This is a genomic window from Ignavibacteria bacterium, assembly GCA_036262055.1.
Classification (GTDB): domain Bacteria; phylum Bacteroidota; class Ignavibacteria; order Tepidaquicellales; family Tepidaquicellaceae; genus DATAJP01.
Genome location: DATAJP010000001.1, coordinates 359,230 through 385,653 on the forward strand (window position 1 = coordinate 359,230; position 26,424 = coordinate 385,653).

Sequence of the window (26,424 nt, forward strand, 5' to 3'; positions counted from 1 at the left end):
GAATTACGTCTTTTCTAAAAGCCACAAGCAAGTTTACATTTGTAACAATTGCAAATAGTATAAATTCCTTTATCAGGACAAAACTAATAGCAGTATTTCTGAATGTTGCAGGTGTGGGAATTTATGCTCAATTCCAAACTTTTTATTCATTATTAACATTTGCAACTCCATTAGGTTTGCAAAATGGGATAATTAAATGTACATCGGAGATCACCTCTGAAAATGATTCTGAAAAATTAAAATTATTATATTATGATTCCATAAAATTATTGCTTATTTCCTCCGTATTTTTTTCCATATTTATTTTCTTAATCTCCAGCCAAGTATCAAGTCTTTTATTAAATGATAGTAGCTACTCTCATTACATAATGTTAATGGCATTTGGAATAATATTTATAAATTTTTATTATTTTTTTGATTCTTTCATTAAGGGTTTAAAGATAATTGATTTATATGTAAAAATTTCAATAATTTCTATTTTAGTAACAATTATTTTAAGTATTCCGCTCATAATTTATTATGGATTAATGGGGGCAGTTGCTGCACTATTTTTAACTCCTATTAGCTTTAGTACCTTTTCAGTGTTTTTTTTAAATCGCCACAAATTAATTCCAAGCCCACATAATCTTTTTTCGCTAAAATTTCAGAATTTTTCTTTAATCAAGCATCTATTGTCAATAGGATTTGCATTTATATTAGTAGGTGTAATTAATCAATCATCACTCTTAATAGTTAGAAAATTAACTATAGACAATCTGGGAATTTATTCAAACGGATTATTGCAATGTGCTTTTGCTTTTTCAATAAATTATTTTGGGATTATTTTTTCATCTATTTCGGCTTATTTATTTCCTCGTTTTTCAGCATTAAATTCAAAAGAATCATGCAATGAATTTATCAATATTAATTATAGAAATGTAATAATTTTGATAACAATTCTATTTTCGATTATATATGTTTTTAAAAATCTTTTTATAATTATTTTATATTCTAATGATTTTCTGCCTGCGGCTTATCTGTTTAAATTTCAATTTGTTGGAGATTATTTTAAGGCTATAAGCTGGATTTTTGGGTTATGGCTTATTCCTAGGTTTAAATTGAAATTATATATTATAGCTGAGTTTATTTTTTCAACAATTTTTGTTTTATCTTGTTATGCTTTTTTGGAATTTTTTTCGAAAGACTTATCGTTAGTATCGGCATCTTACCTCATATCACAAGTAGCATTATGTTCAATTTATTATTTTTTTTATAAAACCGAGAATAAATTTAAATTTAACAAAGGAAGTTTAATACTGACAATTACTTCGTTATTTTTGATAATATCAGTGATTATTATTACTGATACTTTCAACAATGTAATTTCATATATATTTTGTTTTATTCTTTTGTTTGCCTGGATGGTTATTATTTTGAATAAGGAAGAAAAAAACAAAATATATCATTTATTAAAATTAAATAGAAATAAGAATTGATCAGCATAATTCTGACTTCGTTTAATAGAAAAAATTTACTAAAAAAATCTCTTGAAAGTATATTAAATCAATCATATAGAGATATAGAAGTAATCATAATTGATAATAATTCCACTGATGGAACAGAAGAAGAGCTTTCAACTTACCGGGACCCCAGAATTAATTTTTTTAATGTAGGAAGTGTAAACAATTTAGGAAAATCAAGGAATATAGGAATTAGTAAAGCAAAAGGAGATTTAATTGCTTTTTGTGATGATGATGATATTTGGTATCCGGATAAATTAGAGTTTCAATTGAAATACGTGCATATTACAGGAGTAGTATGCACCGACGTAGATTATGTGGATAAAGATAATGTAATAATAAAAAAATCAATTTTTCCTGATAAAATATCAGATTTGATATTTAGTAAAGCTACGTTACTATACCAAAACTTAATAATGGTAACTAGTGTGCTAATAGACAAAGAAATATTATTAAAAGCAGGACAATTTGATTCTTTAAGATATTGTGAAGATTATGACTTATGGATGAGAGTTACCGATTTTACAAAAATTATTTTTTTAAATAAAATATCCATGGCAGTTATGGTTCATGCTAATAGTTTATCAAGAATTAATCAAAATGCTATCGATATGCGTTATATAATTATTAAGCATCAATTAAAATATATTAAAAGTCCAGATAAAGAATTAAAAATAGCATCAAAAGCTGGATTAGTAAAAAGCAGATATCAATTATTTAGATTATTAATATCTAATAAAAGGTATTTTGATTCTTTAAAAGAACTTTTTAGATTAATTCCGTTTATATCGGATATAAATGTTGCAAAATTTTTTATTAAGGTTCTTTTTTTTAAAGAAAATTTTTTGTTAAAAAAATTGAATTGACGTAATGTTCAAAATTTTATTTGTTGTTGCATCCAGCGATATAAATGGTACGGAAAAAATTGCATTAGAAATTGCTAAAAATCTGAATTCTCAAAAATTTGAAGTGTATTTTGCAATACCAAGAGAAGGTAGTATTTCCAATGAATTGTACAATACTAATATTAAAGAAATTATTTTTAATGATGATGGAATTAATGTAATAACCTTTAAAGGCGCACGGAATTTATTTTCTATTATCAAAAAAAATAAATTTGATATTGTGCATTCACATTCAAGTTCAATTCCGGGCTTAGTTTCTAAAATCGCTAATGTTAATCTTAAAATTGAAACTCGCCACGGTCTTTTTTATTCCGATAATGAACTTGAACATCTTTCAATAAAAAGATTTTTTTTTGAATACACCAAAAAGTTCTATTTTGATTTAATCACTACTGTATCAGAAAATGATAAAAAAAGATTATCTAAATATTTTAAATATGATGAAGATAAAATGGAAACAATTTATAATGGTTTAAATCTAGATGTATTTGAAAGTTACAAAAAGCATTATAATTCAAATGCTTCAGAAGATCTTTTGATAGGGAATGTAGGAAGATTGTCATATCAAAAAAATCATAAATTGCTTCTAAATGTGTTTTCAAAATTAATAAGTAAATTCCCGAATTTAAGATTGCAAATTATTGGAGACGGAGAATTAAAAAATGATTTATTAAAACAAATTGAAGAATTAAACTTAAAGGGTAAGGTTGAACTTATCCCATATCAAAAAAATATTTATGAATATATTTCAAAATTTGATTTAATGGTAATGACTTCAAGATATGAGGGTGTTCCGCTAGTGATACTTGAGGCAATGGCTATTGGTGTCACTGTAGTTTCATCGGATGTTGGAGGGGTCAATGAAATTATTAAAGACGGTAGAACAGGCATTTTAATAAATTCTTTTTATGATGATGATTTTGTAAAAAAGATTTCTGAATTAATTAATAGTTTTGAAAAAATTAAAGAAATCTCATTTAATGCATCAAAGGAAATTCAAAACTTTTCAGTTGAAAACATGGTTAAGAATTATGAAGACTTGTATTTGAGGCATTTAAATAAATTATTTTATTAATTTTCCATTTAAAAGAATCCTCAAAATTTAGTAAATAATACATTCTGCCGGAGTAGCTCAGCTTGTCAGAGCTTCGGAATCATAAAACTACCAACAAAAGTTCTTCCTATAACCACCATAAAATACTATAGGTTATATCTTTAAGTTTCATATTAATTCCCCACATTATTAAATGGGTTAAAGATTTGTTCGGGATTTTTATAGAACAATTTAAAAGTAAAACGAGAAACCCTTTTTTGTTTAGAAATGAAGATGGTTATTGGGTAATTTTTACTCCTTTTAGAAAAGAAAATGGTAAATGGGGAAGAAAATGTCAATCGACTAGGCCTAAGAAAGAAAAAGAAGCTCAGAGAATCTTCTATGAATTTATTAATGGGAATTATAAAAATTTGGAATATTTTTATAAAGAATGGGAAAAAGAAAATAAAGGAATAATGTATCGTTAATTATTTGTCTTCTAGTCATATTTTTTACTATTAGTGAGTTCTCATAACTTAATTATAATTAACTTTAGACATCATACCCTTTATCCCTATATATTTTCCCACTTTTTTTTCCTACCTTATATTCACATAAACAACTATTTATGGAAGAATAATGCTCAGAATAACATTATATTTTCTTCCTTTATTCATAATACAATTTGCTTCTGCACCGGCTTACTCACAATACAAAAACCAGCATGTAAGCCTTGAGCAAGGTTTACCTGCAGGAACTGCAGTCGAAGCCATAGTTCAGGATAACTTAGGATTTATGTGGTTTCCAGTACTTGGTGGAGTTGCCAAATATGATGGATATTCTCTTTCATTGCATCAAAAATTTTTCACAGCGACAGACACTGTTTATTTGCCTGAAGTTCATGCAATTTTTATTGATAAGGAAAATAATATCTGGCTTGGTTCAGCTAATATGGTCGCTTTATATGACCGGAAGAAAGATATTTTTAATGCATTTTATTTGACTGTTGAGAAATCGGTTAATTCAATTGCAGTAATCTATGATATTCATGAGGGCAAAGACGGATTATTATGGATTTCAACGGAAGACAAAGGATTATTTTCATATGATAAAAAATCCAAGGTAACACAGCATTATTTCCACGATGAAAATAATTCTAACTCATTAAACAGTAATGAAATTTCATCATTTACAATTGACAATGAAGGAAACCTTTGGGTTGGCTTTTATAGTGACGGGTTATGCAAATATGAGCCTTCAAAAAACTTATATACCCGTTTTCATCGCAGTTCAAGCAGTAATTCAATTCCTTCCGATTCAATTCATAAATTATATAAAGATTCTTCAGGCACAATCTGGATTGCATCCCGACAGGGTTATATAACCGAATTAAATCCACAGACAAATAAGTTTATTAATTATTCTATTCAAGGCGAAGGCGTAAACTCATCTGCAGTTATCTATTCACTGTTTGAGGATACAAGTGGATTAATTTGGATAGGAACATTTCGAGAAGGTGTTATATTATTCGATAAAAATAAAAATTTGTTTTATCCACTTCAAAAAAATATAAATGGAAAAGAAAAAGAAATAAATTATGTTTACAGCATTGCACAGGATAGAACAGGATTAATATGGATTGGAGGAATGGAAGGATTGCATATTATATCAAAGAATTTACAAAGCTTTGATTATTCATATGATAATCCATTTTTCATGAAAAATATTAAAAATGCGGCAATTACATCTATCTTACCTGATAATGCTGGTAATTTATGGATAGGAACTTCAAACGGATTATATAAACACATTTATAATTCAAATGATTATCAGCATTTTTTTTCTGATAATAATCCAAAAAGAGATTCTAAATTATTTGGCAATAATTCAATTCTTAATTTATGTTTCGATGATTCCGGTTCAATTTGGGTTACTCTGTATTCAGGTTTATACAATTTGAATCCTTTAAATGGAAATGTTAAAAGTTATATACATAGCCAATCCGATACAAACAGCATTTCAGAATCACTGGAAACCGGTTTATTAAAAGATAAAAAAGGAAATTTATGGATTTCTTCTCCAAAGAGTGTAGATAGGTTCATTACATCCAATGAAACATTTAAACATTACCCTTTACCTACTGTCCGTTCATTTTACGAAGATAATGATGGAGTAATATGGGCTTCGTCCGGGTCAAGGGGATTATATAAATATGATTCTTCAACCGATTCATTCATAGAATATTTTAATGAATCAGATTTCATTGGATTTTCAATTTCTCTTGAAGATAGTAAAAAAAGATTTTGGGCGGCAAGTTTTTATTCCGGATTGAATTTATTTGATATAAAATCAGGAAAATCAGAAGTATTCGATACAAAATATGGATTGCAGTCGAATTTTGTAAATAACTTAATAATGGATAATATTGGAATGTTATGGCTTAGTACGAGAACAGGAATATCAAGATTTAATCCTGACACGAAATTCTTTAAAAACTTTACTGAAGAAGATGGGTTGAATATTCAGGATTTTCAGACAACCTCTGCTAACAAAAGTTCTGACGGTAAATTATATTTTGGAACAAGAAACGGCATGGTTAGTTTTTATCCTGCACCAATAAATACATTAGTTCCTGAAATTGTTTTAACGGGTTTAAAGCTGCATAATTTACCGGTAATTCCTTCTGATACATCTGCTATTAAGGAGAACATTAATATTACAAGTGAAATAAATTTAAATTATTACGATAATTCATTCATCATTTCATTTTCATCTCTTGATTATAATGATTCAAAGAAGAATTTATACTCATATAAATTAGAAGGATTTGATGAAGATTGGTCTTTTCCAGGGACGAACACTTCGGCATCTTATACTAATCTCAATGCTGGTGAGTATACTTTTTTGGTTAAGGGCTCAAACAGCGATGGTATCTGGAATGAAAACGGCGCAAAAATTAAAGTAATAGTTAATCCTCCGTGGTGGAAAACATGGTGGTTCACAGTGAGCTGGATATTTTTTGCAGCAATTGTTTTTGGAAGCACAATAAGGTTAATTTCAGTCCAGAAGCTAAAGAAAAAACTCAGAGAGCTTAAACAGCAACAGGTACTTGAAGCTGAAAGGACAAGAATTTCAAAAGACATGCATGATGAATTAGGCTCCAGTTTAACTAAAATTACACTGTTAAGTGAAATTGCCATGAAAAAAATCGGTAATCTTGAAGAAATAAATAAGATTTCTGATGCTTCACGTGAAGTTGTTAATAGCATGGATGAAATTGTATGGGCTGTAAATCCTAAAAATGACTCGCTGGAAAACCTGGCGGCTTATACCTTACAGTATTCACAGAATTTTTTATCTGAAGCAGGCTTGAATTGCCGGTTTGAGTATCCCGATAGCATTCCTTCAAGCATGCTTTCATCGGATATTCGGCATAATATTTTTCTTGTATTCAAGGAAGCACTGAATAATGTGGTAAAACATTCCGAAGCATCTGAAGTGAACATAAAGTTAATATTAAACAAAACCTTTTTCGAATTTTTAATTTCAGATAATGGAAAAGGATTTAATATGGAAGACTGTGATCGTTTTTCAAATGGATTAAGCAATATGGAAAAACGCATTGCCGACATTAATGGTGAATTCAAAATAAGAACTCAATCAGATTTAGGAACCTTAATAAGCATAAAAATTTGTCATAACTAAATTAACACTTATGTGTTATTGTGTTCATTTCACAAAAGCCGTATTTTGTTATAAAAAAAATAGAGTTAATGCCTATAAAAGTATCAATTGTTGAGGACAATAGCGGAATAAGAGAGAGTCTTGAAATTCTTATAAATGGTTCTGAAGGATTTACCTGTCTTAGTACATATAAAAATGCAGAGTCCGCCTTGATAAACATTCCGCATGAAAAACCCGATGTCATTTTAATGGATATTAATCTTCCCGGTGAAACGGGAATTCAATGCGTAAGTAAGTTGAAATCCAAATTCCCTGAATTAAATATATTAATGCTTACGGTTTATGATGACAGCACAAGAATTTTCGAAGCATTATCTGCGGGTGCAAACGGATATTTGCTTAAAAGAACCCCGCCATTGAAACTGCTTGAAGCAATTAAAGAAGTTAACCAGGGGGGCTCACCGATGTCGAGCCAGATTGCAAGAATGGTGGTTGATTCATTTAAGGGTATGGGAATTTCGTCAGAGGAAAAAAAGAACTTAACTAAGCGTGAGGAGGAAATTCTGTCACTTCTTGCCAAAGGTTTCAAATATAAAGAAATTGCTGAAAAATTATTTATCGGAACTGAAACAGTAAGAAGTCATCTAAGAAATATTTATGAAAAGCTCCAAGTGCGCTCCCGCACTGAAGCAGTTGTTAAGTATTTAAAAGGATAATTAAGTATAAAATTTTAATTATTTAAAATGAAAAAATATTGTTTATTAATTACTTATAACATATTCCTTTCAACCCTTTATGCAACAGCTTTTGCACAAAACCTATTTCAAGTAGCTGTAGGAGGTTCTGGAAGTGATATTGCATATACTATAATACAAACTGATGATGGCGGGTATGTCGCTGCTGGTTCGACTAATTCTTTTGGGGCAGGTCTCAATGATATTTACATTGTAAAGATAAATTCTAATGGTTTACTTCTTTGGACGAAGACATTTGGAGGTTCTGGAGCGGATAATGCAAATTGTATCATTCAAACCTCAGATGGGGGGTATATAGTAGCCGGTTCTACAAATTCTTTTGGTGCGGGACTACTTGATGTTATGGTCTTGAAAATTAACTTTACCGGAAATCTTGAATGGTTCAAAGTTTTTGGAGGAGAAGATATTGACTTTGCTAACTCAATTATACAAACTTCAGATAATAGTTATATTATTGCAGGAGAAACGTATTCTTTCGGATCTGGAGGTGAAGACATGTATATTATTAAATTAGATTCAGGAGGGAATTTTGTGTGGAACAAAGCAATCGGGGGTTTCGGAGATGATAGAGCTTCCTGTATTGTGCCAACTTTTGACGGAGGCTATGCTGTAGCAGGCAGAACAACTTCTTATGGGGCTGGATTTAACGATGTTTTCATAATGAAGCTTAATGAAAGTGGGTTAGTGATGTGGAGTAAAACAGTCGGTACGAGTACCGGTGATGCAGCCTTTTCCATAATACAGACAAATGATAGTGGATTTGTCTTGGGGGGGCATACTGAACCGAGCCAATCACAACATTATTTATTGAAATTTAATGCCATTGGAACGTTAGAATGGACTAGATATATTGCTTCCAGTTCAGGATTTATAACCAAAGTTCCTGTTATCCAAACTCCGGATGGAGGCTATGCTTTGGCTGGTTTTACGACTATTGGGTCAAGTGGTAATGATATAATAATTTTAAAATTTCTTGAAAACGGAACTCCCCAGTGGTTTAAAAAAATTGGAGGTACAGGCAGCGATATTGGTTGCTCATTAATACCCATTACATCTGGAGGTTTTGCTTTAGCTGGTTATACTTCTTCATATGGATCAGGTGGGAATGATATTTTTATAACAAAACTGGATTATAATTTGAACACTTGTGGAAATATAACTTTCTTATCAATTTCATCTGGTTCATGGGGATCTGTTTCATCACCAACTCCAATAGTTACTATACCAACACTAACAATAACATCCCATACTCCAATAATAGGTTCGGGAGGGACTTTAACATCTATTTGCAATATCGTTAATATTTCTTCTCAGGAAATTAAAGCACCAAATGAATTCACTCTTTTACAAAACTACCCAAATCCATTTAATCCTTCTACAGTTATTAAATTTCAGATTCCAAATAATGAATTTGTATCTTTGAAAATTTATGATATGTTAGGTCATGAAGTAGAAACACTAATTAATGAGCATTTAACTTCAGGAACTTATGAAGTTGAATGGAATGCAGAAGATTATTCGAGCGGAATATATTTTTGTAAGCTTCAAGCAGAAGAATATGTAGAAATTAAAAAAATGATATTGATGAAATGATAAAGATAATTATTATAAACTTTGTATTTGTATTCCTAGCTGCCGGAAATGTTTCAGGTCAATGGACGCTGGTGAACGTTCTTTCGGACCTTGGTCAATTTCCTTGTCTCTCGGTTTATGGTCCTAATGAGCTAGTAATTGCAGGTGGAGGGATAAATACACCTAAAGTTTATAAATCAACCAACGGCGGAATTAGTTTTATAAATATTTCCGGTAATCTGACAGGACCTAAGATATTTTCAATATATGCAGTAAATGAGAATTTAATTTTTGCAGGAGATGGCGGTTCATTTAGCGGAGCCGGTGGAAATGCAAAATTATGGAAAACAACAAACGGTGGATTAAACTGGTCAGTTGTTCTTTCAACGGGTGGAATATATGGATTTTTCAATGGAATTATTTTTTCTAAAACAAATCCTTCCTTCGGAATTGCAGTGAGTGATGCACCGACCGACGCTGAATTTTTTGTAGCAAAAACTACTAATGGAGGAAATAATTGGATTATTCAGAGTAATACTCCATCAGGTTTTGGTCTCAATGGAGTGCTTGGTTCAGTTTTTTGTATTGATGAGTTTTTTTATGGCTGGGGAATGGGGCCTTTTCCAATTCAGATTACATTTACTTCAAACGGCGGAAGTTCATGGTTAGTGCATCAAAATATTGGTTTAGCATCTTCAAGATATGCTACCGGTCTTGCATTTAGTGATGATAAATTAACAGGATTAATTGTCGGAGATGAATCGCTGCCAATAATATCACGTTCAACTGATGGGGGGAATACCTGGAATGATATTAATACAGGTTTGACAATGTCCGAATCGGAATATTCAAGAATTAAATGGGTTCATGGAACCAATGTATGTTTTATCACGTCAACTTATGGAATGAAAGGATGTATAGGTAAAAGCACAAACGGTGGTTTGAGCTGGATAGAGATGAATACTGCCGGGATAAGTGCATTAAAATCAATTGATGCATTAGTTTCAGGTGAAAATATCTACGGTTATTCTGTATCAGCATTTGGCGAAATAATTAGACTGCAACAAACTGTAGGAATTAAAAATCTGAATAGTGATATAGTATTTCAGTATAAACTCGAGCAAAACTTTCCTAATCCATTTAATCCTGAAACAAAAATAAGATTTCACGTTAAAAGCAATGATTTAATACAAATAAAAATTTATAATGTTTCGGGAAAAGAAATAGAAACTCTCTTGAAGGAGAACTTACCGTACGGAGTCTATGAAGTAAAATTGGATGCATCAAGTTTGCCAAGCGGAGTTTATTATTATACTCTGATTGCACAAAATTTTAAAGAAACAAAAAAAATGGTTTTATTAAAATAAACTTATCTTAAAAGAATGAAAATTTTAATGATTACCATCCTTACGTTTATATTTTGTAATATAAATGCACAAAGTATAGATAATAATTTTAATAATTTTAAAAAAAATCAATTTAATAATTCCCTGAATGAAAATATTTACGTAACAAAGGAACCGGGACATTTTACATGTGAACAATGGAGGCATAAAATAGATTCTGTGTGGGGAACAGGAGCATCAACAACAACAAAGCTGCAAGTTTTTGACAGGTTCTGGAATTTAATCGATACTGTGTTTGCTTGTTTCCATAATCACCCTGTTAGTTGGGATTCATTAAAAAAAGTTTACAGACCTGAAATTGCAGGGGGTGTAAGCAGAGGAAGGTTTATTGCAATCATGAATCACATTGTTTTAGCGCTTAAAGAATCACATACACATGTTTTAGATTTTGGTCTTAATACAACGCTTCGCGCAGGTGTGCCGCTTCTTGTACTCGGAGGATGGTACGATAATGGACATTTCGGCGCAGGTCTCACTCCTTTACCGGATAGTTCACTGCTTGTTTATAGTGTAGTTCCATTGCACCCTTTAGGGTTGCAAAAAGGTGACATCGTTTTAGGATATGATGGAGTTCCCTGGCGGATTCTTGTAAGAGAATTGATTGAATGTGAACTACCCATTAAATTGATTTCTTGGATTGGTTCTTCTCCAAGTGCTTACAATCACTCTTTATTAATGAGTGCCGGAATGAACTGGCATCTATTTGATACCATCGATATAGTCAAAGGAGCCACGGGTGATACTCTCCATTTTTCAACAGCGGCATTAAGAAATCAAAATATGCAAATTTTCTGTACTGAACAGATGGATATACCCGGGATATCAAAACCTAATTACAATGCTGAGCAAATGTGCACTTATGGTATTTTACCCGGAACAAACATAGGGTATATTTATGTTTGGGGCTGGTGGGGACCAAATGTTGAAATGGAATTTTACAATGCTGTCCAGGCATTAATGCAAACTCAAGGAATGATTATTGATTTCCGGTTTAATGATGGCGGAAATATGAACTTGAGTGATGCAGGTTTAAGTTTACTGTTCGATACTACAGTTACTACAATAGATATGGGAAAACGATGCTCCCCCAATCATCAACAAATGTGTCCCTTAAATATTCCGTTTGCTTATTATATACCGGGGGCTTCTCCAGGATATAATAAACCAATCGCTATACTTACAGGTCCGGGAGCAGTAAGTTCAGGTGACCAGGTTGCACTAAGAATGAAGTATCATCCTCACTCACGATTTTTTGGTAAATCAACTGCTGCTGCGTTTAATGCACCATTTGAATATGGATATTCAGGATATGGTTTGTTGCTTGCAGAAGCTGATGCTTATAAATTGAGTAATCCCGGTACATATCTGACTCATACAGAATTTGAAGTTGATGAAAATGTATGGTTGTCACAAAATTTAGTTAGACAGGGTCGGGATGATGTTTATGAAGCAGCCAAACATTGGATCGATAGTGTATCAGTCGGAATATCAGTGCAAAATTCTGAAATGCCTCTTAAATTCAGCTTAAAACAAAACTATCCTAACCCGTTTAATCCTACAACAAAAATAAAATTTGAAATTCCTTCACTTAACATTGGAGCAAACCTAAATATAAAACTGGCTATTTATGATTTGCTTGGAAGAGAAGTCTCAGTTCTGGTGAATGAAAAATTAGAAGCAGGAATATATGAATATTCATGGGACGGAGGTAGCTTTTCCTCAGGGTTATATTTTTATAAATTAGAATCTGATAATTTTACTGAAACAAAAAAAATGCTTCTTTTAAAATAACTTACTTTCTTTAATGAATCCGGTCTCTCAACAACCCATATATTCCTTTAATATTTAATAAGTAAATCCAAATCCTCTAACACGAAAGTGTTAGAAACCAACCTCAATATATAATACTTATATAATAATTCACACTCTTGTGCTATGTATAAAAAACATAAGTGTAATTAAATTATACCAAACTTGAAAAATAAATTTTAGTCTTAAGAAAATAAAATTTAAAACTATAATTAAAAAAACCATATGAAAAATTTCAAAAGACTTATTTTAGGAATAATTTTATTTTTTACATTTGTTATAAACTCATTTTCACAATGGGATACAAAGAATAACAATTTACCGGGTAATATTGATGTGATTTCAGATATTTTTATTAAACCGGAATTAGAAAACCAAATTTCCATTTCAACTCATAGTTTTCCCGTTCAAAATAGAACTGCAGCGGATTGGAGACGCGCCATTGATTCGGTTTGGGGAGCAGGTTTACCAACTGCCACAAAACTTCAAATTTTTGATAAGTTTTGGAATAAAATTGATTCTTCTTTTGCATGCTTCCATGACATAACTGATAACTGGAGCGCATTGAAGCTACAATACCGTTCTGAAGTTGCAAACGGAGTAAGCCGGGGAAGATTTGCTGCAATTATGTGTTACCTTTCTCTCGCTTTGCGTGAAGGTCATACAAAAGCAACAGATAATATTTTAATGAATACAAATATTTCACAGGGTACCCCGCTTTTATTAATAGGTGCATGGAGTGACAGCCGCAGGTTTGGTGCCGGACTTACACCGCTTCCCGACAGTTCTCTGCTTGTTTATAGTGTTGTTCCGAATCATCCTATAGAACTTCAGCGCGGAGACATAGTATTGGGATATGATGGAATCCCCTGGAAAGTTTTAGTATATCAACTTCTTAGTTATGAATTGCCATTCATCGGATGGTGGGGATGTTCTCCGACTTCATTTACTCACAGTTTATTGATGTCTGCAGGAAGGAACTGGCATTTATTTGATACTATTGATGTCGTTAAATATGGAACTAATGATACGGTTCACTATCCCACATCACTTCTTGCGGGACAAACTCAATCTATACTAACTACAGAGCAAATGGATATTTCAGGTGTTCCTAAACCCGATTATTTCGGAGGGACATATGTATCTCACGGTAAAATTCAGGGAACAAATATAGGATATATTTATTGCTGGGGTTGGTCAGGCAATGCCGGAACTTTGTTTTACAATGCAGTCCAAGCGCTTAAACAAACTGATGCACTTATTATAGATTTCAGGATGAATTTTGGCGGGAATATGTTCTTAAGCGACTCAGCAATGAAAGTATTATTTAATTCAACCTTCCCAACAATCGATTGGGGAAAAAGAACCAGTCCTACAAATCACTTACAATTAACTGCATTAAATGTTTCTGCAAATTATAAAATTAAGGGAGTTCCTCCGGGATATTTAAATCCTATTGCAGTATTAACCGGACCGGGTGCCCTAAGCTCAGGTGATCAGGTTGCACTAAGAATGAAGTATCATCCGAGGGTAAGGATTTTTGGAAAATCAACAAGTACAGCATTCAATAGTCCGGTAACATTAAATCTTCATGCTGATTGGACCTGCGCATATGCAAATAGTGATGCATATGAAACTCATACCCCCGGCAGGTATCTAACTCATCTTGAATTTCCAGTCGATGAAAATGTGTGGCTTACACGCTCAGGAGTTGCACAAGGACGTGATGACGTTATTGAATCTGCACTAAATTGGATTAATATTTTTTCGGGTAACTCATCAACTTTACTCTTCGATAACGCAGAAAGTGGATTTGGAAAATGGGAAACAAATGAAGGATGGTCAGTAATAAAAAGTAATGCGTATTCACCGGTTAATTCATTTACCGAGAGCTCCAAAGGCAATTATAAAAATAATGCAAATAATTCACTGACTTTAAAAAATTCCATTAACGTTTCCAATACAAGTGCTTTAGTTTTAAGTTTTTATCACAAATATGCAACACAGCTTGACAAAGATTTTTGTAGAGTAGAAATATCCAGCAACAATGGGGCTACATGGCAGCAGGCAGTAAGCTATTCGGGTACCGTCAGTACGATTCATCAAATTAAAATCGATATTACAAAATATGCAAATCGTTCATCAAATCTTAAAATAAGATTTAGACTAACTTCAGATGCCGGTACAGCAGCCGACGGATGGTATGTTGATAACATAACTTTAACCGGTTATTCTGTTCCTGGTCAGTCAATAACCGGAATAAATCCTCTTGATAAAATCACTAAATATAAATTAAATCAAAACTACCCAAACCCGTTTAATCCGGTTACAAATATTAACTTTGATCTGCCTTTAGATAGTAAGGTAACGCTCAAGGTCTATGACCTGACAGGAAGAGAAGTTGCAACACTTGCAGATGAATTTATGACAGCAGGATATCATGTGGTTACTTTCAATGCTATTAACTTATCCAGCGGTGTTTATTTTTATAAACTTGAAGCAGGTGATTTCAGTGCAGTAAAGAAAATGATGTTAATTAAATAAAAAAAAATTCCCTTCTCAACTTCTTGTTGAGGAGGGTTTTAATGGGAAAGATAATAAAATAGAATTTCCAAAACTGAAAATGAATATACCATCAAAGAATGCAATAACATTAACAAAACAACTGGATGCACTTGAACAGGGAATATTAAAAAATAAAGATACCTGGCCCATAACCAATACTCCTGATGAAGAAGATATAAAAGAAGTTACAAACGAATTAAAGAAAAAGATTATAGATATAACTCATAAGGAAAATGAGCTGAGAGCAGAACGAAGAGAGCTTAACAAATTTATGAAAGAAAAAGCAAAGGTGTTATATGTAAGAGTTCGTGATCAGATATACAGCATTCAAGGAAAACATTCTGAAAGACTCGAAGATTTCGGTTTAAAAAAATTAAAATAAAAAGCATGAAGATACTGACAGTTATATTGCTTTTTTGCTTTATTACCATTCATCAGACGTATTGTGCATGTGTAATTTTATGCTTTGGTGACGAATGTTTTACGGTAAGTGGTGATGATGTTGAAAATTGCGCGAATCAAGTTATGAGTTCCGGAGTTACTTGCACAGATTGTCCTTGCGTTATTTTTAATAATTCAGCTAATGACGGATTTAAGTACACATTAAGTTTTATGGATTTAAACAAAATAAAATTAGTTCGTGAAAATATCTCGACAAGCGGTATTGATTCAACTTTTATTGCTCTTGATAAAAATCTATTGTCTCAAAAAATAATCGTCTCTTTTGACATAAACCCCGTTCCGGAAATTACTGGTAATAATGTTGGCCGCCAAACTTACTTAATGGTGAATGTTTTTAATAGAGATAATAAAAATGCTATTCTACTTTCGGATGCAATTAATATTAACACTCTTGATTTTAAAAATTCAAATATAAGGACAATCAATAAAAATTTAAGCTTTTCATTAATAAATTTTTTACCCTGGCTTGCCATAATTTTTATGAGCGCAATAATATTGTTTGGTATTATAAGAAGATCCAAAGTGAAGTCTTTATCTGAAAATCAAAAAGATTAAAAATTTTATGAAAAATTCATTTACCCTTGCAAGAAATTTATATGCTTGTGTTAATATATTAATCATCTTCATGCTTTTTATGCCGGCTTTGAATGCGCAGAATTCAAAGCCGATTACGATTACTTATATCCGACCTCCGCTAAATATGCTCAGGGCGGATGACATGTGGAATTTTACGCTGAAGAATAACACTGACCGGGAGCTGCGCTTTTATTTATATGGAACTTTAAAAGAGGAAAGAGCCGGACTTATAGCGACCGGAAAAACAGTCTCGATAAAACTAAATCCGAGCGAGTCAAAGAAATTCAAGGTCAGCGATTTACCCTCGACTCCTGACATAAGCTATGCTCATCCTGACCCGAGATATAAAGAAGCATTAATGAGAGCAGGAACTCTTCCTGACGGCGAGTACGAAATCTGCGTTACTGCAATGGATGCTTCCACAAATGATGAACTTAGTATTGAGCAGTGCATGCAGCAAGAGATAAAAATTACAGAAGAGGCGTTTGTTGAATTATTAACTCCTGGAGACGGCGAAACTTTAGATTCACTTGCTGTGCCTCTTTTTTCGTGGACTGCGCCGATACCTAAGCCTGCCGGCGAGATTACATACACATTAAAAATTTATGAAGCTAATGAGAATCAGAATTCGCAGGAAGTTATTGCGACAAATAAGGTTTTTAATGAGATAAAAGGATTAAAGGCAACGTCCTATAACTATAAGATTACCGATAAAAAGTTTAATAAAGATAAAAAATATTATTGGTGGATAGTTGTAAATTCCAACAACCAGGAAATTCTAACCTCAGGTGTTTATGCATTTGCACCTATTTTTTTACCCTGCGTTTTATGGGGATCGGAACAGTATCCCGGACCGCGATACTGTCATGGGGGAACCTATTCACGAACAACAAGCGCAAATGGAACAATGACATGGAGTGTTTCTCCTTCAACCGGAATTACAACATCAGTTTCAGGTTCATCATCCGGCACTAACCACGTAATTTCATTTTCAACTGATCCGAATTTATCAAATAATATTACTTATACTGTTACATATAGTTTCAATTATTCCGGCACCTGCACTGATTTAGTAAATAAAACATTTACCGTCCAATTTTATGCTAATCCGCAGATTACATTGAACAATATTCCTTCTTGTCTTAATACAACACAATCCCCAATAAATATAAGCAATCTAATAACTCAGTCACCTGATAATTCAGGTACCCTAACAGCGAGTGGTAACGGGATATCAGGAAGCGGGGCAAACATAATGTTCAATCCGTCGACTGCCGGTGCAGGACTTCATACTATTACTGTGTATTATGAGCGTCCTTCTCCTCCTTTATTTCCAATGATAGGACCGCGTGGATGTCAAGTAACAAAATCGTTTACAATTTTTGTTAACGATCCGACACTTCAATATACATCATTGCCGCAAACATCTACTGTTTGCCAGGGAATTTCCCAGCAAATTTACATTCAAGGAATTCCAGCTAATGCATCAGGATTTAACTTCCAATGGTATTACTATAATAGCGGATCAGGAAGCTGTCCTGTATTTAATACTTCTATATGGTCTGTGCTTTCAGGCGTTAACAGTCCGAGTTTTAATACAGATATGGGTTTACCTATGGGAAAGCATTGCTTTGTTTGCGTAATTACAGACCCCTGCGGAAATATAAGAACAAGCTCGGTTGCAACTGTAGAAGTAGGCGTTTCGACCGCAAATGTCCAATTAAGTTCTCAAATTTTATCGGTATGCTCAACCGCGCCTGCAGCTGACAGAACCGTAAATGTTACGTTATCAGGATATACGGGCACTGTTACCTGGTCAACAACTCCACCGGTTACTGATATCAATACAGATCCGTATATTTATTCAGCCGAGTTAACCCAGACTACGATATTTACAACTACATTCAATGATTGCAGCGGTGCACAACAGAGCTTAAGTACAACCGTTGATGTGCTTGGTCCTCCGCCTCCGGCTTTGGTCTGCATTCAGCCGCATATAATTCCGGGAGTCTTGCCTGCCTGTTGTGAACCCTATCTGGATCCATGCAGCAATCATCTGACTACAAAGCAATGGTGCGATGCTAACATTACTCTGCTCAGAAGTGATGACAGAACTTTATTCCCTCAGGGCTATACAGTAAAATGGTATTATTTTGATGATGAAAATTTTGATTTCAGCTTAAACTTAAGCCAGTTTGAAAATAATAATATTTCATCATATGCACCGCTTAGCAACAATGCAAACTGGACTGCTTTTATTCCGGGCGGTGATAACAGATTCTGGAACACCAACCCGCTTGAGGTTACAAGATTTTTTAAAGTAGAAATTACCGGGTCTGCCGGATGCGGCACATTAGAATATTACGGGGCAGTTTTTGTCGTTTATCCTGTTCCTCCATTTGACATTTCCGAAATCGATAACAAAATTCACCGTGATATTCCCTGCGACCAGCCGCTGGATTTTAATTTTGACTTAACTGACAAGCTTAATTATTCACGTCCTTCGGGATTTGATATAAACTATACCTGGAGCTTTACCCCATACGGAGGTTCTGCTTCTATTCTTCAAAGCGGAGCATGGTCCCCCAGCACACCATTCCCTGGAACAGCAGTAAATGTTACGCAGGAGGGTGTTATCACGCTCACGCTCAACAGCGGCTGTTATACCAGAGCATACTCACAGGAAATATTTTACGGTTCTCCAAATTTTGGTGTTGAAGGTCCATGCTGCGTGTGCAACGGGGCCCAGTTTGAGCTTATTGCATCTCCGGGATTCACTTCATATACATGGACAGCTTCGGAACCCGGTGTCACATTCACCAACAATACCTCCGACGGACAAAGAGTTTTTGTTACGATTAACGGTATCACAAACGTATCGGTTTTGACCATAACAGCTAATGCAGTTCAGGGAGGATGCCCTGTAGTTTACAATAAAACATTTAAATTTTGCCAATAGTATCATGAAAACTAAAAAAAATATGTATATGCAAAAAATTAATACTATAAGAATAATTCAGATTTTGGTTTTACTATCTCTCAAGATAATGGTGTGCAATGATTTATTCGGGCAGGATAATCTTTTGAAATCTGCAGGCGTGATTTCCGAAAAATTATCAGAAATGAAAACCGGGTTCAATCCTCCGCCGGCTTTTACTGTTAATTCAACGCAAATTGTCTGCATTGCGAATAATGGAGCGCAGGGAAAAACTTATTCAGTTACTTTAAGCATTACACCGAATTTTTCAGGGACAATATCAGCTTTAAGTACCGGCAATTCATCAGATTTAATATCAAACAATGTAATTCCATTTATACTTACTGGTAATTTACAGACTCAATATACTTTAAATATTAGAACAACAACTACAGTTGGGAATAATATAACTTTAAAATTCGTAGTAAAAAAAAATCTATTTTCATATTATTATCAGGATGTAGTAATAAGAATACCTGAATGCTCCATTTGTGATTGTGCTCCAACACCCCTTTCAAATATCCAATTGAGTTATGTGCATGGCACCGTGCAGACCATTTCCTTAGCATGTACAAATCCAAGCTCGGTTTCCTTACCGGCAGGAGTTCCTTTCAGTGTAAGAGCTAATATACTTTGCTCCCCATCGGATTGTTCAAAGGAAATGCGTATAACTCTTTCCAGAAGGGTTGGTTCATTTTGGCTGTTTGTAACTGAATCTGTTATTGTTGGAAATTCTAATCCATTAAGTTGTAATTTTTCAGGTCTGTCTGCCGGACAATATCGTGTGGTAATAAATTCAAAATGCGGCAATAATGTTTGCAACACATCGTGCTCATTTCAAATAAATTCCAGCGCAATGTGTAATAATTGCAGCGGTTGGGACCTAGCCCAGCTTTTTGATGAACAAGATAATTTTATTGCAAACTTAAGCAATGGAGTCACATTGCCCCTTCTTGAAGGAGGACGAATTTACCGACTTAAATTAAAATATAAGTGCGGAAATTTGATACCAAATAATTGCCCGATTACCTATCTCTATTCGATAAATCCTGTTTTAATTCCCACTGGTTGTCTCATAACACCGATAACCGGAAGTACTGTAGTTTCTTATCCAAACACTGCCGTAATTACATTTAACCTAATTAACTGCCCAAGTTTTGCATCTTACAATATTACTATTACACCGAAGTGCGACAATTTAATCTGCACAAATGATATAATTCGCACAGGTTTTAGAGCTTTACCAAAATGTACATGTGAGGGAAGAATTGAACCAAGAAATGTGGCAAGATTTCAAGACGCATTCGGAAATGTTATTGAGAAAAATATAAGATGCAATCCATTGACTGTAAATACAATAGGACCGTTCCCCAGAAACGGATTAATAACCATATTATATGATATTCCGTGTACGCCCGGATGCGCCAAAAGCTTTAGCTGGGTTGTGAAAAATCCCGCCGGGAATATAATTACAACCACACCGGCTAATTACTTAGGTACCGGTCAGGCTAATTTCACATTTGCTGCTCCGGACATAGGTCACTATCTTGTTGAAGTAACTTCGAGCTGCGGGATACAGGAATGCAGGATTTGCGCATTCAGAGTGAAAGTTGAAGATATGCCGTGCGAGTTCATTGACCTTGGTCCGAATGAAGAAACTGAAATATGTAATCCTGAAGGCACTGTTCTTACATTGACAGGATTCACAGGAAATGCCTCAGATGTAAAGTGGTACAGAACTACAAATCCTTCAGAAGTTCCTGCGTCGAATCCTTCTAATTTAATCACAGTGTCAGGAACGCCTGTTAGCGGAACAACTTATAACACGGGCAACTTGTATTCGAACGGATGCACTAACACTGTTTACAGATATCAATGTGTTACTACCAATCCCGCCTGCACCTCAGATGTGAAAACCGTAACGGTTCGTCCGAGAATTTCGGAAATATTTGTGGATGCATCACGAATTGAAATCTGCAGCAGGCAGGAAGACATAACTCTGACTGCATCAACAAGCCGGCTTCCTGCGCAAACAGAGTGCGGCTGTGATATCAAATGGTATAGAATCGATGGCAATATAAGAACATATATAGGCGCATCGTCAACCAGAACAATAAGCAGAACATCGTTAATCTCAGAGTGCCCCGGAACAAAAAAGATTTATACTTACGAAGCTGTGTTCTGTGAAGGAAAATGCAATCAGGTTTCCAAAAGAATTGACATAACAGTTTATTCAAATCCAATAGCAGGAAATATAACTGCCGACAGGGACACTCTCTGCTTTCTTGATGCAACTACTTTACATCTAAATAATCACTGCGGAGCTGAAATCCAATGGCAGATGTCTGAAAATGCAGCAGGACCTTTTATTAACATGTCCGGTGCAACATATGTAAATCAAAACACAAACCGTCTCCACGTAACAACCTATTACAGAGCTCTCATTAGAAACGGGGCATGCGCCGAGGTCTTTTCCGCTGTAAAAGAAGTTGTTGTTCAGCAGCCGTTTAATTTATCCGTCAGTTATGCTCCTAATAATTGCGGAAACTTCCTGTGTCCTGATGTTCAGCTTCAGGCGCATGTAAGCGGACCAATGCTTGATGATAATACATACTTTGAATGGTATCATAACGGAAATGTAATATCAGGTTCAAGAAATCAGCAATTTCTTACCGCAACTCAGTCGGGAGGTTATAATATAATAATCTTCAATAACGTCCGCGATGACTTTGATGCATCGTGTGATACGATAATTTCAGGAACTGTAGGTGTTTCAAATTTTGATTTTATTTTCAGTGGAGGAGATTGCATCTGTAAGAATAGACCGGCAAGTTTCAGTGTTATTTTGCCACCCATAAGCTGCGGAGTAATATGCAGTTGGTATGTAAACGGCATTTTAATAGCTACAGACGACCCTGTTACAAGTAACATCGTAACAAGAGACTTAAATGTTTTGGAAGGAGACGAGGTAAAAGCAGTGATTGAAATTAGAAACAAATGTTCAAAAATTAATTCAATAATTGTAAGCGAATGTCAAAATTGTCCATAATTATAAAATAAAAAAAAATGAGAAGACCCAAACTATTTATTTTTATTTTGATTGCATTAATCTCTTCGATTAATGCTTCAGCTCAGAATCTGATAGAGATTCAATATAGCCGTCCTGCACTCAATCAACTTAGAGCGGACGATCTGTGGAAGTTCACATTAAAAAACACATCAAATGAGGATTTGGAGTTTTCTTTATTCGGAACTCTGACCGAAAGCAAAGCCGGACTTATTGCGACAGGGCAGACTATGCCGATAAAATTAAAGAAAGGAGAATCCCGGCAGTTCAAAGTAAGCGACCTGCCCCAAACTCCCGACATAAATTATGTTCATTCAGACCAGCGGTATAAAGAAGCTCTTATGAGAGCAGGAAACTTGCCGGACGGGGAATACACAATATGCGTTACAGCAAAGCAGACAGGTACAAACGATGATATAGGAAATGAATGTATAGAACAAGTTATACAAAAAGAAACTGAGGGAGAAATTTCTTTACTAACTCCGGGAAATAATGAACAGGTTGCTCCTGACTCTCCTCTCATATTTTCCTGGATGGCAATCGGAGATGCAGGTTCTTATAAAATCAAAATTGTTGAAATAACAGGAGATGAATCAGCTGAAAATGCGATGCTAAAGAATAAAGCTTTTTTTGAAAAGGAAGATATACGTATGACAACTTTCCAGTATCCTTCATCTGCGCCAAAATTTAAGAACGGTGTAAAATATGTCTGGATGATTGAGGCAGGCAAGATGAAGAGCAATGTATGGATGTTTATGATGACAACTTACTATACTCCATTAGTCCTATCTGATTTTACTCCTGTGTGTGATCCTATAGTAAAAAATAAATATAATTTTACTCTTAAGCTAACAAATATGAATCCAAGTGCTGGGGGAGGACCATCTGCAAATGCAGTAATAACAGCAATCAGTGCAATTCCTCCCAGTGCCGCGGGAACAAACATTGCATTTAATTCTCCTTTTTTAATGAATACCACTTTGTTTCCTTACAATTCGGCAATAGTTATAACGGGCAGCATAATTACTACTAATCCATCACTTGTAAAAATGAATATTAGCATTAAGGATCAAAATTTTGGAAGTCAATTGCAATATCAGACAGACGGAAATTATAATTTAGTACTTCCAAGATGCTCCTGTTGTGAAGGGTTTACAAGAAAAATCGAAGACATAAAAATTTCTGATAATGGAAAACGTCCGGTTTTTTCAGCAGGTTTAATTGCAGGTCCTAACCCTATCATAAAAGTTACAGCAGAAATGGTTTACTTCTATCAGAATTGGAGCAAACCTATGTGCAATAAGTGTGTAACAAGCACAATGCTGACAGGGAATTTTACTGGAGGCAACCTTAACGGATTCGGAGCAGGACAATTAGCTTCGGCTCCATTGACTGCATCTTACAGCCGTGAAGTAGCATTTAGTTCTGCTGCGCCGGGTGTTTTTATGACGACTCCTCAGCCGATTGAGCTTAACATGGCATTGCCGCCGGCTTCACAGCTCAAATGCTGCAGCGATACAATAAGGTTATGTATAAGATTTTCATTTACAGATTCAGCTTGTGTAACGTGTGATACCGTAGTATGCCGAAAAATTATTAGAACGAGCACCGGAATAACTATTAGTGCATCGGGTAGCAGTGATAAACACAGTGATGAGACATCAAAAAACAAGCTATCTGAAATTACTAAAACTTCCTATGAGACTATAAGCGAAAATCTTAAAAAAGTAACAGATAAAAATCATATTCAGGAAACTTCAGACACACTGGAAAAATTGGATTTATATAATATGGAGACATTTGATAAACAAATGGTATTAAATGCAATACAACGTTCACCAAGTGAAAGTTTAAGTATGGATGAACAGTTAAAATTTTATGAAAATGTATTTAATGAGTATCAAACAATAAAGAAACATCCTGAATTGCGGTATATACTACCAAATAATACCGTTGCTGCATGCGACAATGGCGGATTTGAAAATGGTTTAGCAGGTTATTCAGGTGCGTACGGATATAATGATTATACTACTGTTAATTTTGGTCCTACATATTATAAAAATAATAATGGAATCTTAATCAGTTCATCATTGCCAATCTCGATTACCAATATTTATGGAACATATTCAGTTTTACATTCGGTCGAAACCATGACTCCAGGACCGGATGCTAATGTACCAAGTTTAAATAAAGTAAAAACGGGCAATAGCAGTGTAAGAATTAATAATTCTTCAACTTTATATGGGACTGATGTACTTGCAAAAAAATTTACAGTTGATAATACAAGTTCTATATTCAGATTTTGGTATGCGTTAGTATTGGAAAATCCAATCAATCACCCATGGGAGCAGCAGCCATTTTTTCTTGTCAGAGTAAAAAAATCCAATGGTTCAATAATTCCAAACATAAACTTTTTAAAAGTTGCTGATGGCAATGATCCTTTTTTTGAAAATGCTCCCGGGAATATCGTCTATAGAGAATGGTCTTGCGGTTCTTTGGATTTAAGTAGTTTAATGGGAGAGGAAGTTACTGTGGAGTTTATGGTTGCTGATTGTGCTCAAGGTGGTCATTATGGATATGCATACATTGATGACATTTGCACAAGCTGTGCTGGCTCTCCTGACGGATACGGAAGTATTAACTGCTGCGACAATTTCGAAACTAAAATTACTTCATCCGTAAGACAGCTTGACCCTAACAACCCTTTCATATATGAAGTGAAATCAAACATCAAAGCAGGTCCGAATAGAATAAAAAAAGTAAGAGCATTTTTAAGCTATTTTGAAAAGAAGACCTCAAATCCAGATTGCGATACCTGCTTGGGAATGCCCACATTGTACGGTTCTCTATGGCCGGAGTTAAAATTCGGAACTCCCTGTCCATCCCCCATTCCCGGCTTGTCTTGCCATATTGCTTCAATGACTACGGGAGGAGCATTTACTGATGGAAACAATTTGAGGGAATTAGTTTGGGGAGGAGATAATTCACCCGGTACAAATCTTAATACCTCCTCAGGCATTGATTTGAAGCTTACGGTTATCGTTCCTCCTCCTTCGAGCATTACCTGCTGCGCCGATACGATTGATTTCTGCATAAAATATACTTTTACTGATACAACCTGTTTAACCTGTGATACTGTTATCTGTTCAAGAATTATACGCAAACCACCAACCCGCTTGCCAAATTCAAATCCGAGAGAACAATTTAAAAAATTGGAGCAGGATTTTAGAAAACAGTTTGAAGAAATGGAAAAAAGAAAGCTGGATAAAAAAGGTTCATCGGATTTATTCGAACCCGATTCAGAAGACAGATTAACTTATTCAACCGAACCTGTCCAAAATCAAGACATCGGTGGACAAGCTGCAGGTATTATTAATATGGAGATTACAAAAAATACCCGGATGAAGATTACGGTATATGATTTACATGGCAAAGAAGTTATGAAAGTATTTGATGATTTTATAAAAACCGGTCAATATAGTTTTGATTTAAATTCGCTCGAATTACCTGATGGTGAATACTATTACAAATCTGAATACAATAACAAAACAGAATATAATAAAGTGATTATCTCAAAAACGGTAACCTCCAATTGCGGTTGCAAGAAATAAAACAATTCAGCACCCTTGTTAATCAAGAGTGCTGAATATAATTAAGAATGATTTTAAAGAACAAACATATGAAAATTCTAACACTCTTTTTCTCTACATTAACACTATTCGGTGCTTTGGTTGCAAGTGCAACTGCTCAAAACGTTATATTTAAAATGAAGCGTTCTCCGTTGAATAAGCTAAGCATTGCAGATTTATAATTTTGAAATAAAATATCTGATGAAGATTTCGGTAGTATTTTGATGATTTTATTTTGATTAAATAAAAAATTAAAAAACGAATAAAATGAAAACAAAAATATTTTTTTTAATATTGATTTCGATAACATATGCTTCTATTTCCTATTCACAGGTCACCGTCATGCTTCAGCAGCCGCCTCCGTTTCAGTTTAAGGCAGATAACCTGTGGAAGGTAACACTCACAAACACAGGCGCATCCGTTAATGTTTATCTTTTCGGAGAAGTTGTAAATGCATCTACAGGACAAAAAGTTGTTGAAGGGAG

Annotated in this window: 17 protein-coding genes; all 17 read left to right on the plus strand. The window is 34.1% G+C overall.

Annotated elements, in window-relative coordinates; genetic code table 11:
* Positions 1-2: 2 nt before the first annotated feature.
* Complete coding sequence (locus VHP32_01660) at positions 3-1,475, plus strand: oligosaccharide flippase family protein (protein ID HEX2786581.1); 1,473 nt, start codon at positions 3-5, stop codon at positions 1,473-1,475.
* A complete protein-coding gene (locus VHP32_01665) occupies positions 1,472-2,365 on the plus strand; it encodes a glycosyltransferase (GenBank protein ID HEX2786582.1) in 894 nt (297 codons plus the stop codon). The genes VHP32_01660 and VHP32_01665 overlap by 4 nt, the downstream gene beginning before the upstream one ends.
* 4 nt (positions 2,366-2,369) lie before the next feature.
* Entirely contained in the window at positions 2,370-3,479 is a 1,110-nt protein-coding gene (locus VHP32_01670; protein HEX2786583.1) for a glycosyltransferase, read from the plus strand.
* Positions 3,480-3,664: 185 nt separating this feature from the next.
* Positions 3,665-3,925: a hypothetical protein gene (locus VHP32_01675; protein ID HEX2786584.1), complete on the plus strand. Its 261-nt coding sequence runs from the start codon at positions 3,665-3,667 to the stop codon at positions 3,923-3,925.
* Positions 3,926-4,076: 151 nt separating this feature from the next.
* Positions 4,077-7,142 (plus strand): two-component regulator propeller domain-containing protein, encoded by a 3,066-nt coding sequence (locus tag VHP32_01680; protein ID HEX2786585.1) that lies wholly within the window; start codon positions 4,077-4,079, stop codon positions 7,140-7,142.
* Positions 7,143-7,210: 68 nt separating this feature from the next.
* On the plus strand, positions 7,211-7,837 hold the full coding sequence (locus VHP32_01685; GenBank protein HEX2786586.1) for a response regulator transcription factor: 627 nt from the start codon (positions 7,211-7,213) through the stop codon (positions 7,835-7,837).
* Positions 7,838-7,864: 27 nt separating this feature from the next.
* On the plus strand, positions 7,865-9,469 hold the full coding sequence (locus tag VHP32_01690) for a T9SS type A sorting domain-containing protein (GenBank protein HEX2786587.1): 1,605 nt from the start codon (positions 7,865-7,867) through the stop codon (positions 9,467-9,469).
* A complete protein-coding gene (locus VHP32_01695) occupies positions 9,466-10,815 on the plus strand; it encodes a T9SS type A sorting domain-containing protein (GenBank protein ID HEX2786588.1) in 1,350 nt (449 codons plus the stop codon). Before VHP32_01690 ends, VHP32_01695 begins: the two co-directional genes overlap by 4 nt.
* A gap of 15 nt (positions 10,816-10,830) precedes the next feature.
* Entirely contained in the window at positions 10,831-12,645 is a 1,815-nt protein-coding gene (locus VHP32_01700) for a S41 family peptidase (protein ID HEX2786589.1), read from the plus strand.
* A 243-nt stretch (positions 12,646-12,888) separates the two neighbouring features.
* The gene (locus tag VHP32_01705; protein ID HEX2786590.1) at positions 12,889-15,207 is read left to right on the plus strand and encodes a S41 family peptidase; all 2,319 of its coding nucleotides are present in this window, start codon (positions 12,889-12,891) and stop codon (positions 15,205-15,207) included.
* A gap of 79 nt (positions 15,208-15,286) precedes the next feature.
* On the plus strand, positions 15,287-15,610 hold the full coding sequence (locus VHP32_01710) for a hypothetical protein (protein HEX2786591.1): 324 nt from the start codon (positions 15,287-15,289) through the stop codon (positions 15,608-15,610).
* A 5-nt stretch (positions 15,611-15,615) separates the two neighbouring features.
* Positions 15,616-16,245, plus strand: coding sequence for a hypothetical protein (locus VHP32_01715; GenBank protein HEX2786592.1), 630 nt, complete (start codon positions 15,616-15,618; stop codon positions 16,243-16,245).
* Between the two features lie 7 nt (positions 16,246-16,252).
* A complete protein-coding gene (locus VHP32_01720; protein ID HEX2786593.1) occupies positions 16,253-19,225 on the plus strand; it encodes a hypothetical protein in 2,973 nt (990 codons plus the stop codon).
* A 4-nt stretch (positions 19,226-19,229) separates the two neighbouring features.
* Entirely contained in the window at positions 19,230-22,292 is a 3,063-nt protein-coding gene (locus VHP32_01725; protein ID HEX2786594.1) for a hypothetical protein, read from the plus strand.
* Between the two features lie 17 nt (positions 22,293-22,309).
* Positions 22,310-25,921: a T9SS type A sorting domain-containing protein gene (locus VHP32_01730; protein HEX2786595.1), complete on the plus strand. Its 3,612-nt coding sequence runs from the start codon at positions 22,310-22,312 to the stop codon at positions 25,919-25,921.
* 68 nt (positions 25,922-25,989) lie between these two features.
* Positions 25,990-26,121 carry a hypothetical protein gene (locus tag VHP32_01735; protein ID HEX2786596.1) on the plus strand — a complete coding sequence of 44 codons (132 nt, stop codon included), beginning with the start codon at positions 25,990-25,992 and terminating at the stop codon, positions 26,119-26,121.
* A gap of 85 nt (positions 26,122-26,206) precedes the next feature.
* Positions 26,207-26,424: hypothetical protein (locus tag VHP32_01740; protein HEX2786597.1), on the plus strand; the 218-nt coding region annotated here is incomplete at its 3' end.

Coding starts and splice junctions, on each gene's coding strand:
- VHP32_01730 (HEX2786595.1), top strand. CDS start 22,310: ATGAGAAGACCCAAACTATTTATTTTTATTTTGATTGCATTAATCTCT.
- VHP32_01680 (HEX2786585.1), top strand. CDS start 4,077: ATGCTCAGAATAACATTATATTTTCTTCCTTTATTCATAATACAATTT.
- VHP32_01695 (HEX2786588.1), top strand. CDS start 9,466: ATGATAAAGATAATTATTATAAACTTTGTATTTGTATTCCTAGCTGCC.
- VHP32_01670 (HEX2786583.1), top strand. CDS start 2,370: ATGTTCAAAATTTTATTTGTTGTTGCATCCAGCGATATAAATGGTACG.
- VHP32_01735 (HEX2786596.1), top strand. CDS start 25,990: ATGAAAATTCTAACACTCTTTTTCTCTACATTAACACTATTCGGTGCT.
- VHP32_01705 (HEX2786590.1), top strand. CDS start 12,889: ATGAAAAATTTCAAAAGACTTATTTTAGGAATAATTTTATTTTTTACA.
- VHP32_01690 (HEX2786587.1), top strand. CDS start 7,865: ATGAAAAAATATTGTTTATTAATTACTTATAACATATTCCTTTCAACC.
- VHP32_01685 (HEX2786586.1), top strand. CDS start 7,211: ATGCCTATAAAAGTATCAATTGTTGAGGACAATAGCGGAATAAGAGAG.
- VHP32_01710 (HEX2786591.1), top strand. CDS start 15,287: ATGAATATACCATCAAAGAATGCAATAACATTAACAAAACAACTGGAT.
- VHP32_01700 (HEX2786589.1), top strand. CDS start 10,831: ATGAAAATTTTAATGATTACCATCCTTACGTTTATATTTTGTAATATA.
- VHP32_01725 (HEX2786594.1), top strand. CDS start 19,230: ATGAAAACTAAAAAAAATATGTATATGCAAAAAATTAATACTATAAGA.
- VHP32_01720 (HEX2786593.1), top strand. CDS start 16,253: ATGAAAAATTCATTTACCCTTGCAAGAAATTTATATGCTTGTGTTAAT.
- VHP32_01715 (HEX2786592.1), top strand. CDS start 15,616: ATGAAGATACTGACAGTTATATTGCTTTTTTGCTTTATTACCATTCAT.